A 13,090-nucleotide genomic window follows, 5' to 3' on the forward strand; every position below is an offset into this window, starting at 1 on the left:
TCGATTCAAATTACCATGGTCTTATTATACCAAACTGATCTTTCTATATTTAGCGCAAGTTTGTCAGGCGAACCTGCATGGCCACTTGCTATGTATAAAACGAGGTTGTGACCCCAAAGGGCGGCAACCTCGTTTTAAAAATTGTTTCAAGTTTTAATTAACGTAACCTGATTATCGCAGATTATTTAATGTCATCAAAAGGAAGATTGAACATCGTTGCAAGATCTGCAATTTGTTGTTCGTTAGCAGCGAATGTCAACACTGTGTGGTGTCCGCCACCATCGTGAATCCATTGAGTAGCGCCGGCCTTCAAACCAACTTTTGGTGTCCACATCTGTTTTGCAACTGGTAGATGTGGCGTTGGCTTTGGTGCCTTGTGGCCTTCAACGGCGTAACCAATCATTCGATATTCGTTACCAAAGTCTGAGATTGTGACATCAAAGGCGTCACCCTCACGACCTGTAAATACCAAACGAGCAGGATCTGCTTTACCACCAATATCCAATGGGTGAACTTCAACACGTGGCTTGTCACTGGCAATACCAGGGTCAACTTCAAGCATGTGTGATCCAAGGATGGCTTCCTTACCCTTTTGTAATTCAAGGGTGTAGTCTTCCATGAAGGCAGTGGCTTGATTATGAGTCAAGATCTTCAGTAAACGATCAAGAGCAGCTGTCTTCCAGTCACCTTCAGCACCGAAACCATAACCTTCATCCATCAGCAATTGAGCTGCTAAACCAGGTAATTGTTCCAAACCATAAAGGTCTTCGAAGTTGGTTGTGAAGGCTGTGTAGTTGTTCTTGTCCAAGAAGTTCTTGATACCGAAGTATTCACGGATTTGATAACGAACTGAGTGTTCGTACTTGTCCTTGTCGTTATCGCCTTGAACAAATTCGTACTTGTCTTGTAATTCTTTGTATTTAGCATCAATGTCGCTTTCAGGAACGGCGTTAACAGCTTGTACCAAGTCACCTAGGGCGTAGTAGTCAACTGTCCAGCCAAATTGAATTTGAGCTTCAACCTTGTCACCTTCAGTAACAGCAACGTTTCTCATGTTGTCACCAAAACGGGCAACCTTGATCTTGAAGCTTTCGTTGTAGGCAACGGCAACGTCTTCCCAGTCAGCAATTTCTTGTTGAACTTCTTCATCGCCCCACCAGCCGTAAACAATCTTGTTGTGCTTACGAAGACGGGCATTGATGAAGCCGTATTCACGATCACCATGGGCACTTTGGTTAAGGTTCATATAATCAAAGTCAATGGTGTCATATGGAATGTGGTTCAAATATTGGGTAGCTAAATGAAGCAATGGCTTCTGAAGTAATTTAGTCCCTCTAATCCAGTTCTTAGCAGGTGAAAATGTGTGCATCCAAGTGATCACGCCGGCTACGTTATCGTTGTAGTTGGCATCCTTCATCAATTGAGTGATGCTGTCGGCAGTTGTGGCAACCAGCTTGAACTTAATTGGATAAGGCAGCTTGTTAGTTGCGTTTAACTTGTCAACGATATCACGGGCATCTTTTTCAACTGACTTAAGTTGTTCTTCACCATACAGATGCTGACTACCGGTAACAAACCAAAATTCATAATCAGGAACTTGTAACATAGTATTTTCTCTCCTCTTTTGATTAAAATAATGAAACATTTTTATTAATATTCAGGCGCAAAGACCCAAACATTGATAACTTATTTAATAGCTGAAGTATCGGATTCCTTGATTCCAGCACGTTTGTGAAGGTCAAGTTCGATCTCTTCAAGCGACTTACCACGAGTTTCAACGAATTTAGTGTGAACAACCCAAATGGCGATCCCGCAAATCACTGCGTAGAACAGAAAGGCGTTGTCCAAGCCCCAGGCACTGAGCATCATTGGGAAAGTTAATGAAACCACCATATCAGCTAACCAGTTGGTTGCTGAGCAAAGTGAGGTCCCCAACCCACGAATGTTTAGTGGGAAGACTTCACCAATCAGAACCCAGGTAATTGGTGCCCAAGTTGTGGCATAAAAGGCAATATAGACGGTCAAGGCAATCGCACTCACAATGGCGGCTGCGTGTGACCCGTTATCAAACTTCAAAATGGTGTACATGACAACAAGTGACAAGCCCATGCCACTGGCACCGAAAATTAACATCTTTTTACGATCGACTTTATCCATTAACAACATGGCCACGACCGTCACAGCAACGTTAACAATCCCGATTCCAATGTGGGCAAGCAGTGCGGCAATGACACCCCAACCAACGTCGGTAAAAATCGTTGGTGCGTAGAAAATAACACTGTTGGAACCAATGACCTGCTGGAAGACAGCGGCACCAAGTCCGGTAATCAAAGCTGGTCGAACAGCTTTACCGAACAATTCCTTCCAGCCGCCGGTCTTTTGCTGAGCCGTTTCCTGAATTTCAGTTAAAGCAACGTCAACCGCTTTCTTATCACCCTTGTTGGTGTTCATCAAAACATCACGGGCATCGTCAAGCTTCCCTGTTTTAACCAAGAATCGGGGACTTTCCGGCAGGAACAAAGCACCAAAGAACAGAATGGCAGCTGGTAATGCGGCAAATCCCAACATCCAACGCCAACCAGTGTACATGTGGGCAAACGTGTAGTTCAAGATGTAAGCCAGCAAAATTCCAATCATAACCATTAATTGGAACATGGTTGCAACCGCACCGTGCACTCGTTTAGGTGCCAACTCATGCAGATAAGCCGGAATCAATGCGGACGTAATTCCAACACCAATTCCCAAGATAATCCGAGTAAATAGCAATACCCAGAAGTCTGGTGCAAATCCTGAAGTTAACGCACCAATGAAGAAGATCACGGCGGCCCAAATCAGTAATCTACGACGGCCATACGTATCCAAGAATTTACTGGTGGCCAACGCACCAATGATCGCACCAATTAAAACTGAGCTAACAACCCAGCCTTGTTGCCATGGCCCTAAATTCAGCTGCTTTTGGATAAAGAGGATCGCACCGGAAACCGATGCAATATCATATCCAAATAGCAAGCCTCCTAAAGCACCAAACGTATAAATAAATCCGTTTGAAACTTTTTTCAAAACGAACACCCCATTCGACTTTTCTATTAAAAATTTAAAACAATTGCAAAAACTTTGTGCGCACATGTAAACGGTTTCTGACATCGCTTACAAGAGAAGTATAAAATATTTATCCGCATAAATCAATACATATTTTATTTATTAGCACAAAAATTTTAAGTAAAAAAGTCGAAAGGCTTTGAACGCTAAGGCATCACCACCTTTCGTGAGTTAAAAATATTAGACGGTCTTGGTTGCATCAATGGCTTTGGTTGAATCCCGAATGACCAAATCCGCATCAAAGACTTTCGATTGCCGGTCTTTTTTATTAATCATATCAATCAGCATTTCCGCCGCTGTTTCACCTAACCGCCGTTTCGGATGAATCATCGTGGTAATTCCCGGGTTGATATATTTTGAAATCTCATAATCATCAAACCCGGCTACCGAAATATCATTGGGAATATCGAAGCCTTCCTTACCCAACATGCCAATTACTTCCATGGCCAATTGATCGTTGTAGCAAACAATGGCCGTTGGGCGGGCACTGTCCGGCACCTCAACGCGATTTTTAATCTTCCGCAGCACATCGTTGATATCATCAGCGGAGCGATACATCATGATATCACCGGATGACGCCACGTTGGGATGTGTCTGGTACGATCGAATAAAGCCATTCATCCGGTTGACTCCCTGCATATCGTCAACTTGAAAAACTCCCAAGACCCGTTCATGACCATGATCCAACAGATAATCCATCAATTTCTTTTCGCTGGCCGTGTCTGCAACCTCCACATACGGAAAATCCAACTCCGGATAGTGGGCGTTAATGAAAACGGCTGGTTTGCCGGATTGAATAATCATCTGGTAAATATCCAAATTGGGATTTTCCAAAGTACTGCGGGTTGGTTCAATAATAAATCCTAAAACATCGTTATCCAACATATTTAATAAATTATGTCGTTCATTATCATGCTCATCATGCGTATTGCCTAAAAGTAATGAATAGCCGGCGTCTGAAATTACTTGATCGATGCCGCTGATAATATTTGGGAAAATGTAGTCCGCAATGTGGGTTGTGACGACCCCGATGCTTTGATTCGAGCGTTCCGAACGCACTTTGTTATTGATCCAATCATTAACATACATCCCACCTCCTTGAACCCGGTATATATAGCCTTCATGTTCAAGGTCACCAACTGCCCGTCGAATTGTATATCGACTGACAGAATAGATGGCCATTAATTCAGATTCGGTGGGGATTTTTTCGTTAATTTTATACTTGCCGTTAATAATATGGTGTTTAAGATTCTTTTTAACCATGACATATTTGGTTTCCATTTTAATACCCCCCACTCATTTAACGTAATGTCCAAAGTTTCTTAGTTCCATCCTTGGTAATCCTTGTCAAATCAACGTTAATCAAAAAACACTTGCCTTCCCCCAAAAGTTCCGACATAGTGTAAGTACCAACTCAACACAAGGAACAGGCCGCAACCCATTGCGTGGCTTGTCAAGGGCATTTGACGCCCCGCAGTTGGTCGCAGCCTGACGAAAAGTACAAACCTAGGTACAAACTTGGTCACGAGTAAGTTTTCATAGAACTTTGGACATTACCTCATTTAATGATTCAAAATCCTGCTAAATTATCTTTCAGGCATTGATTAACTATCAACTAAATGCCGACTTTTTTGCCTAAATCAATATAAAGACGTTTTAAACTTTGGCCAAACAACCGCTTACGCTTCAGCAGCGAACATTAACACCACCGTTACCGCCAACATTGCCAACGTCCACAGCCCATAGTGGTGATTATGAGCCGGCTTTTCCTTGCGAGCATAGTCGTAACCCCAAAGAAAAATCAGCACAATTAAACTTAAATCAGAAATTCCTGATAAGACATATAGTATATTTTGCATCGTAGCCCTCGCTTACTTGACTTCCCCTTGAAATACTTTTGCTAAACGGTATTCGTTAGTATGTGCAGATCTCCCAAAAGCAGCACCACTCCCAACCCGAAAAATTCAAACCCAGGATTTCCCAGATTGACGTCTTAGCATCCGGTTGCTAACCGCTTTTGTCCGTTCACTAATAAAATATCATATTTCAACGGTAAATAACATAGAATTGTACGGATAAATATGATTTATTGGGTTGCACCTCCGTACAAAAAAATATTATAATACATATAAAAGCGGTTTCAAAGCCTAAATTTATTATTTTTAAGGAGTGCTTCACAATTATGCAAGCAAAAAAAGAATTATTCGACAACTATAATGATCAAGATATTCAAAAATTTACGTTAACTAACGACAATGGCGTTTCAATTTCAGTGATTACTCTCGGGGCCACTTGGCAAGCCTTTGATTTTCCTGACAAAAACGGTCACTCCGCCAATGTGCTATTAAGTCAGGCCACCAGTAAACAAATCATGGCCAACCAATACTTCTGCCAGGCAATTGGTCGAACAGCCGGCCGAATTACCAATGGGACCTTTTCAATTAACGGCAAAGAATACCACGTCGACCAAAACGAAGGCACCACGACCCTTCACGGTGGCCCCCACGGCTTTAACACCCAAATTTGGAACGGTTCAATTGATGACAATCAAATCGTTATGGAAAAACACATTGCTTCAGCTGATGACTCCTTCCCCGGCAATTTAGACGTCAAAATTACCTGGACGTTGAATGACGACAATACGGCGACCGTCACCTATACCGCTAAAAGTGATGCCGACACCCTGTTTAACCCAACTCAGCACGCCTACTTTAACTTGGGTGATACCGACAACGTCTACGATCAATCGCTGACCATCGACGCGGATAAATACTTGGAACTGAATTCGGATAAAACCCCATCCGGTAAAATGGTCAACGTGGCTGGCTCCGCCTACGATTTTCGGAATGGTCAAAATATTAAGAGCGGCATTGATGACATGAAAGCCAGCGTCGGCCATACTTACGATGAAGTCTATGTGATTAATGATCACCCAGCTGACCAGCCAATTGCCACTCTGGCAGACCCGACTTCGGGAAGAAAAGTCCACATCTTCTCTAACCGAAACGCCTTGGTGGTCTTTACCCCAGATGATTTAAACGGCGTCACCTTCGAACGTGGTGCCGGTGTTCCCCACATGGGCATTGCTTTGGAAGCTCAGAATCTACCTGACACGCCAAATCATGAAGGCTTCGGCAGCGTCCTGTTGCCGGCTGGTGAAGAAAAGCGTTATTCGATCAGTTACCAAGCTGAATTCTAAATTGACTGATTTTTAAAATAGCTAAGTGAAAAAGTCGGAGTCTTTCGGCTTTTTTGTCGTTCATTAAAATGGAAACGTTCAACCACTCTCTCAAAAGCAAAATTAATCCAAAATCACAAAGTTTAAGTTTCTGATTTTGATTGAATTGGTTAACTAGAATCCCCGTTTTATCAACGTTTTCAAGTAAGTTAATGCCTGCCTCCTGTTAGTAATCAGTCAAACTTGTGAAATCGGTTTCACCTCTATATAATGGGTGTGCTGAATAAATATTTTAAAGGGGTTTATTTATGATGAAAAAGGTTAAATTTCGTTGGTTGGGACTATTAGGAATCTTAGGAGCCGTTATGATTCTGTTAACCGGCTGTGGCCAAAAGAATGCCTCGTCAAAGGGGCCGTTGATCTGTGCCACGTCCGGAACGCTGTATCCAACATCATTTCACGATGAAAAAAGCAACAAGTTAACCGGCTATGATGTTGAGATTGTCCGGGCGGTTGCCAAAAAGCTGCACCGGAAAGTGACCTTTAAAGAAATGAATGTCGATGCCCAGTTAACGGCGGTTAAAACCGGGAAGGCCGACATAGCTGCTAACGACTTTACTGTTTCACCGGCTCGCCAAAAGGAATTTACTTTATCGACGCCTTATAAGCACTCATTTAACAGTATTGTTGTCCGCCGAAAGGATAATTCCGGCATTCATTCCTGGGCCGATATTAAGGGTAAACGGGCTGCCGGTGAGGCCGGTACCAGCTATCAACGACTCGCCAAACAGCTGGGCGCCAAACCCGTTAACTATGATAATGTCTCCAATGACATCTATCTGAAGGACGTTAAAAAGGGCAAAACCGATTTGATTATGAACGACTATTACCTGCAAAAATTGGCCTTAGCCGCTGTGCCTCACAACGGGTTGAAGATTTTAAATAATATGTACTTTACAACCAATGAAGATGGCAAAGGTACCGGCATTTTAATGAAGAAGGGCAATACCAAACTACAGAAGCAGGTTGACCGGGCCCTTCGCCAACTGAAGAAGAATGGCACTTTAAAGAAACTCTCCGAGAAGTATTATCACGCTGACGTTTCCAAACAGCCTAAAGTTCACATCTCCAAACGCTTTACCATCAAGTAGGTGACTGACAACCATGCTCAAAAGTTTTTCAATTCCAAACTTTTTTAACGCCCCACTTGCGGTTCACTCGATTCCAAAAATTTTAGCGGGCTTTCCCATGTCGCTTTATTTAACGGTTGTCAGCTTTGTGGGTGCTCTCATTTTGGGACTGTTCTTGACACTGGCCCAACTCAGTCCGGTTAAGCTCATTCATTGGCCGGCCAGAGCGTTTATTTCCTTTATGCGGGGCGTGCCGATGCTGGTCTTACTATTTATCATCTACTTTGGCTTCGGTGCGGATGCACTGCCAGCGGCCGTAATCGCGTTTACCATTAATTGCAGCGCCTTTGTTTCCGAAGTTTTTCGGGCATCTTTTAGCGCTGTTGATCGCGGTCAATGGGAAGCTGCCTATTCCTTAGGCTTACCCTACCACATCGTGATCGCCAAGGTGATCTTTCCCCAGGCGTTTAGAATTGCCATCCCGGCACTCGGCAACATTTTACTGGATCTGTTCAAAAGCACGTCATTGGCGGCCATGATTACCGTTAGTGAAATGTTCATGGATGCCAAGATCGTCGCCGGTGCCTATCAGGACTACATGAGCATCTATATTGTCATGGCAGTCATCTACTGGTTTTTCTGCTGGCTGATGACGATTGGCCAAACCCAGCTTGAGCGGGCTTTGGCGTAATGCTGATTATTCATGAATCTTATTTCGGAGATCGGTTGATAACTCCTATAAAGGGGCTTTATCAACCGATCTTTTTTGTGGTAATTTTTCAGTGAGTCACGTCGACACTTTTAAAAACCAACTTCCCTTTGACTTCAGTATGCTAAAATAAAATCGTTTAGCTTGTCGGTTGCCTTGCACTCAAGCTTGACCCGATCGCAATTTCTCGGCAACCAATCACTAAAAAAATAACGATTCAATCAAAACAGAAATGGGGAATTAACATGTGTACCAGTGTCACTTTTCTATCCGAAACCGGAGATAATTTTCTGGCTCGGACAATGGACTTTGCATTTGAATTGGACGGCCGACCGGTGGTTATCCCACGTCACCAACACTTTAACAGCAGTGCCAGTACAGCCGGATACGATACTAAACTGGCCTTTGTCGGGGCCGGCCGCAACCTGAACGGCTATGTATTGGTCGATGGTGTCAATGAACGCGGCTTAAGTGGCGCCGCTCTTTATTTCAGTGGTGAAGCGAGCTATTCAGACCAGATCAAGGACGATCACACCAATTTGGCCTCTTATGAAGTCCTCAACTGGCTTTTGGGCAACGCGGAAAGCTGTAATCATGCGGCAGAGTTGATTCAAAAGCTGAACGTAGTCAACGCACCAATCAAATTAATGGGAAAAGTTATTCCGTTGCACTGGATCCTTTCAGACCGTTACGGTGATTGTCGGGTCTTGGAAATCCGGGCCGATGGGGTCCATTTCCTTAAAAATCCAGTGGGCGTGATGACCAATTCACCGGAGTTCGAATGGCATCTCAAGAATTTAAACAATTTCACAGAACTTCAGCCTAATCCCCACCCGGATCGGGACTACAACGGCTACCGGATTACTGCCTTTGGTCCCGGTAGTGGTGCTTTGGGGATGCCCGGTGACTATACGTCGGTTTCTCGATTCGTACGGACTGCTTTCATGCGTCAATATACAACCAGCGCTCCAAGCAAAGCCGCCGTCAATGTTCTCAGCCATATTCTTAACTCGGTTGAAATTCCCAAGGGTGTCAAGCTCAAAGAAAATGGTGGCGCCGACTACACCCAGTATCGCGGTTATATGGATTCCAGTCATCTGACTTACTATATGCAGCCCTACGATAATCAAACGATTGCTAAAGTCACCTTAACCGAGGAATTGATGACCAACCAACAACCGGTAGAATTCCCACTAGCCCATGAACAAACGTATGACTCACTCAATTAAATTTTCTGGAGGCGTCACTTTCAATGCAATCCACTCACGATTTTAGCGTTCAGGCTGAAAACTACACCATTTCAGCGGCACTCTTTACAATTGGCCCCGATATTTTAATCATTATTACCGGTGGCGATCACCCCCACATTGGCGATGTCACCACCAAGTCACCAACCACGGATCTGCAAACGATTCAATATCCCAGCCACGACGGCCGCTTTCACAAAGATTATTTTTTATCAGAGCGCTTAGCGCCGCAAATTAAGCCCATGCTTAAGGGTAATTTGACCATTTTGGCCGGTGTCCATGTCGATCACATTACCCAAGCCCAACTCAATGCCTCATTCGACATGATCGACCAATTAGCTGCTCAAATAAACAACTGGCTAGCCAATCATCCAGTAACAATTTCCAAACCAAAATACTATCATCACGATGAACAACCAAAATAGTGACTGAATTTGCCAATCCATCTAAAACGAACGCTTCGGCATCAACACCCGGGACGTTCTTTTTTGTGTTTAATCACTTAGTCGTTTTTCGAATAACGGTCCAGTCATTTTCGAATAAATAGCGCTTTTAATCAATCGTATAATAAGCCTAACAATCAAATTAGGAGATGACAGGCATGGCAAACCAACCATGGGATTTAAGACGGGTGTTGTCAGAATTAAAAGACGACCCCAAACAATATCACGAGACCAACGTTGAAGTTGATCCAGAAGCCGAAATTTCGGGTGTCTATCGGTATATCGGGGCTGGTGGCACTGTGAAACGACCAACTCAAGCGGGTCCGGCAATGATGTTCAATACCATCAAAGGCTTTCCGGATACCCGGGTCTTGATTGGCTTAATGGCCAGCCGGAAGCGGGTTGGCAAAATCTTTCACCACGACTATCGAACATTGGGACAATTTTTAAATAAATCGGTCTCCAATCCAATTTGGCCGGAAACAGTTAACGAATCCCAGGCGCCGGCCCACGAAGTCGTTCACAAAGCAACCGAGCCCGGGTTTGATATTCGTAAATTAGTTGCCGCACCAACCAACACACCGGAAGATGCTGGGCCTTACATTACTGTTGGTGTCGTGCTTGGTTCCAGTATGGATAAATCAAAAAGCGACGTGACGATTCATCGAATGGTCCTTGAAGATAAAGACAAACTGGGAATTTACATTATGCCTGGTGGTCGCCACATCGGCGCATTCGCTGAAGAATATGAAAAAGCTAATCAGCCAATGCCAGTGACCATTAGCATCGGCCTGGATCCGGCCATCACAATTGGTGCAACCTTTGAGCCACCAACCACGCCAATCGGTTATAACGAGCTCGGAGTGGCCGGCAGCATTCGCCAACAGCCGGTTCAACTCGTTGATGGCTTAACCGTTGATGAAAAAGCGATTGCCCGGGCGGAATATACGCTGGAGGGCTACATTATGCCAAATGAACGGATTCAAGAGGATATCAATACCCACACCGGCAAAGCCATGCCGGAATTCCCCGGATATGACGGCGATGCCAATCCAGCACTCCAAGTGATCAAAGTCACGGCCGTCACTCATCGGCGTGATCATCCAATTATGCAAAGCGTGATTGGTCCGAGTGAAGAACACGTTTCCATGGCCGGCATCCCGACCGAAGCCAGCATCCTGCAACTGGTTAACCGCGCCATCCCCGGCAAAGTGACTAATGTTTATAATCCGCCGGCTGGTGGGGGTAAATTAATGACCATTATGCAAATTCACAAGGAGAACGCGGCTGACGAAGGCATTCAACGCCAAGCCGCACTACTGGCGTTCTCAGCTTTCAAAGAATTGAAAACCGTCTTTTTAGTTGATGAAGATGTTGACATTTTTGATATGAATGATGTTGTGTGGACCATGAATACCCGGTTCCAAGCGGATCAGGATCTAATAGTCCTTTCAGGAATGCGCAACCATCCACTTGACCCTTCCGAGCGGCCGGAATATGACCCCAAGTCTATTCGATTCCAAGGGATGAGTTCCAAATTAGTTATTGATGGTACCGTGCCGTTTGACATGAAGGCTCAATTTGAACGGGCCAAGTTCAAAGAAGTGCCCGATTGGAAAAAGTTTTTAGACTAACTTAGAGGTGTGATTATGAAACAACTGATTATTGGTATTACCGGCGCCTCCGGAACTATTTACGGAATTGATCTGCTTAAAAAACTAAGTCAAATTACCGAAGTCGAAACACACTTAATTATGAGTTCATGGGCTAAAAAGAATCTCGAATTGGAAACCGATCTCACAATGGCTGACGTGAAGAAGCTCGCTAATCACGTTTATTCGGCTAATGATCAAGGTGCCAAAATTGCCAGCGGTTCTTTTTTGAGCGACGGGATGGTCATTGTCCCGGCCAGTATGAAGACCGTTGCCAGCGTGGCATATGGTTTGGCTGACAATTTGATTGCCCGAGCCGCCGACGTCACCATTAAAGAACAGCGTAAACTGGTCATCGTTCCGCGGGAAACCCCGTTAAGCGTGATTCATCTAGAAAATCTCACCCGATTGGCCAAACTGGGTGCACAAATTATTCCCCCGATTCCCGCTTTCTATCATCATCCCCAAACGATCCAAGATTTAATCGATCATCAAACTATGAAGGTTCTCGATGCCTTCAACATTTCAAACGACATTAGTTCTCGTTGGGAAGGCGATTAACAATTTAAAGACGCATCAAGATAACGGTTGGTTTCTAAAAGCCTCGGTTAAGCGATGCAGCACACTCAGTAACAACTGATTGCCATGACGCCGGGGGTAAACAAACTGAAGATCACTATAAACGGGTGGCGTCAACGACTTCATCCTCAATTTATCAGTCATAAAGGGCCCAACCGATTTTTGAAACAAAAAGGTGACACTGGCTGAATGTTGTAACATGCCGATCAAAGTCTCAATATGAGTACTTTGAAAATAAATCTCAGGTTTAAGTTCACCCTGTTTAAACCAGTTCATCATTAATTCGTAAACGCCTGATCCTTTAGGTAGCGTCATCACCTGCCCATGGCGCAAATCAATGGGTGAGACGTTGGATTGTGTCGCCAAGGGATGATTGACAACCATGACCACTTTTAATTCATCCGTGATCAAGCCAACTTTTTGATAATAAAGATCAGAAACTGCCTGTGCCTGAACATCCCGTAAAATCACTGCGTCAACCTGTCTTGCTTTTAATTGGTTAAGAATGACTTCACCTTCGTTTTCCAAAAGTGAAATTTGAACGTGGGGATGCTGATTATTATACTCGGCGATGATTGAGGCAATTCGATACTGTCCCGCAATCGGCACGGTGCCAATCTTTAAAGTGGGCTTTTCCGCCGTGCGATTCTCAGCCAACGCTTGAAGAGCCGCTTCATAACTCTTAACAATGGTTTGAGCAGACTGAAGGAATTGCTTACCATCAGCTGTAATTTCCAAGTGTCGTTTATTGGTTGTATTAATGAGTTGACTGTTTAATTCTTCGGCCATTTTTCGCAAACGCTTAGAAATTTCTGACTGCGATAAGTTGACCTGTCGTGCTGCTTTAGAGATGCTTTTTAACTGACAGACCAAAATAAACGCTTCGAGATCATCAATTGTCATCTCAGAGATGCCCCCCCTTTCAACTAGTGTAACGTATCTTTGAAAAGCTAAATTATTGTGATAATCGTCGTTTCTTGATATGCTGGGGAAAAAGTTAAAGGAATGATCATCGATGCGCCCCATTAAATATCAGATTACCCTGACCGATGC

General features: G+C 44.1%; 12 protein-coding genes. 7 read left to right on the forward strand and 5 right to left on the reverse strand.

Annotated features, from left to right (window positions below; translation table 11 throughout):
• Window positions 1-181 precede the first annotated feature (181 nt).
• The 4 genes from araA to ED605_RS00600 form a co-directional block, all read right to left on the reverse strand.
• Complete coding sequence (gene araA / locus ED605_RS00585) at window positions 182-1,606, reverse strand: L-arabinose isomerase (RefSeq protein WP_121977000.1); 1,425 nt, start codon at window positions 1,604-1,606, stop codon at window positions 182-184.
• Between the two features lie 80 nt (window positions 1,607-1,686).
• Entirely contained in the window at window positions 1,687-3,060 is a 1,374-nt protein-coding gene (locus ED605_RS00590) for a sugar porter family MFS transporter (RefSeq protein ID WP_121977001.1), read from the reverse strand.
• A 219-nt stretch (window positions 3,061-3,279) separates the two neighbouring features.
• Complete coding sequence (locus tag ED605_RS00595; protein WP_121977002.1) at window positions 3,280-4,380, reverse strand: GntR family transcriptional regulator; 1,101 nt, start codon at window positions 4,378-4,380, stop codon at window positions 3,280-3,282.
• 398 nt (window positions 4,381-4,778) lie between these two features.
• A complete protein-coding gene (locus tag ED605_RS00600; protein ID WP_121977003.1) occupies window positions 4,779-4,958 on the reverse strand; it encodes a hypothetical protein in 180 nt (59 codons plus the stop codon).
• A gap of 230 nt (window positions 4,959-5,188) precedes the next feature.
• Between ED605_RS00600 and ED605_RS00605 the strand changes: the two genes are divergently transcribed.
• The 7 genes from ED605_RS00605 (at window position 5,189) to ED605_RS00635 (ending at window position 12,019) form a co-directional block, all read left to right on the forward strand.
• Window positions 5,189-6,298, forward strand: coding sequence for an aldose epimerase family protein (locus ED605_RS00605; RefSeq protein ID WP_121977004.1), 1,110 nt, complete (start codon window positions 5,189-5,191; stop codon window positions 6,296-6,298).
• 290 nt (window positions 6,299-6,588) lie between these two features.
• Window positions 6,589-7,428, forward strand: a complete 840-nt coding sequence (locus ED605_RS00610) for a transporter substrate-binding domain-containing protein (RefSeq protein WP_121977082.1) — start codon at window positions 6,589-6,591, stop codon at window positions 7,426-7,428.
• Window positions 7,429-7,441: 13 nt separating this feature from the next.
• Window positions 7,442-8,098 carry an amino acid ABC transporter permease gene (locus ED605_RS00615; RefSeq protein WP_121977005.1) on the forward strand — a complete coding sequence of 219 codons (657 nt, stop codon included), beginning with the start codon at window positions 7,442-7,444 and terminating at the stop codon, window positions 8,096-8,098.
• Between the two features lie 263 nt (window positions 8,099-8,361).
• On the forward strand, window positions 8,362-9,345 hold the full coding sequence (locus tag ED605_RS00620; RefSeq protein WP_121977006.1) for a choloylglycine hydrolase family protein: 984 nt from the start codon (window positions 8,362-8,364) through the stop codon (window positions 9,343-9,345).
• A gap of 23 nt (window positions 9,346-9,368) precedes the next feature.
• Window positions 9,369-9,788 (forward strand): prenylated flavin chaperone LpdD, encoded by a 420-nt coding sequence (lpdD, locus tag ED605_RS00625; protein ID WP_121977007.1) that lies wholly within the window; start codon window positions 9,369-9,371, stop codon window positions 9,786-9,788.
• A gap of 176 nt (window positions 9,789-9,964) precedes the next feature.
• Window positions 9,965-11,440 carry a UbiD family decarboxylase gene (locus ED605_RS00630; protein WP_121977008.1) on the forward strand — a complete coding sequence of 492 codons (1,476 nt, stop codon included), beginning with the start codon at window positions 9,965-9,967 and terminating at the stop codon, window positions 11,438-11,440.
• 15 nt (window positions 11,441-11,455) lie between these two features.
• On the forward strand, window positions 11,456-12,019 hold the full coding sequence (locus ED605_RS00635) for a UbiX family flavin prenyltransferase (RefSeq protein WP_121977009.1): 564 nt from the start codon (window positions 11,456-11,458) through the stop codon (window positions 12,017-12,019).
• A gap of 15 nt (window positions 12,020-12,034) precedes the next feature.
• Here the strand turns inward: ED605_RS00635 and ED605_RS00640 are convergent, their stop codons facing one another.
• Complete coding sequence (locus tag ED605_RS00640) at window positions 12,035-12,940, reverse strand: LysR family transcriptional regulator (protein ID WP_121977010.1); 906 nt, start codon at window positions 12,938-12,940, stop codon at window positions 12,035-12,037.
• Window positions 12,941-13,090: the final 150 nt, after the last annotated feature.

Source organism: Lentilactobacillus raoultii (assembly GCF_900411375.1).
Lineage (GTDB): Bacteria > Bacillota > Bacilli > Lactobacillales > Lactobacillaceae > Lentilactobacillus > Lentilactobacillus raoultii.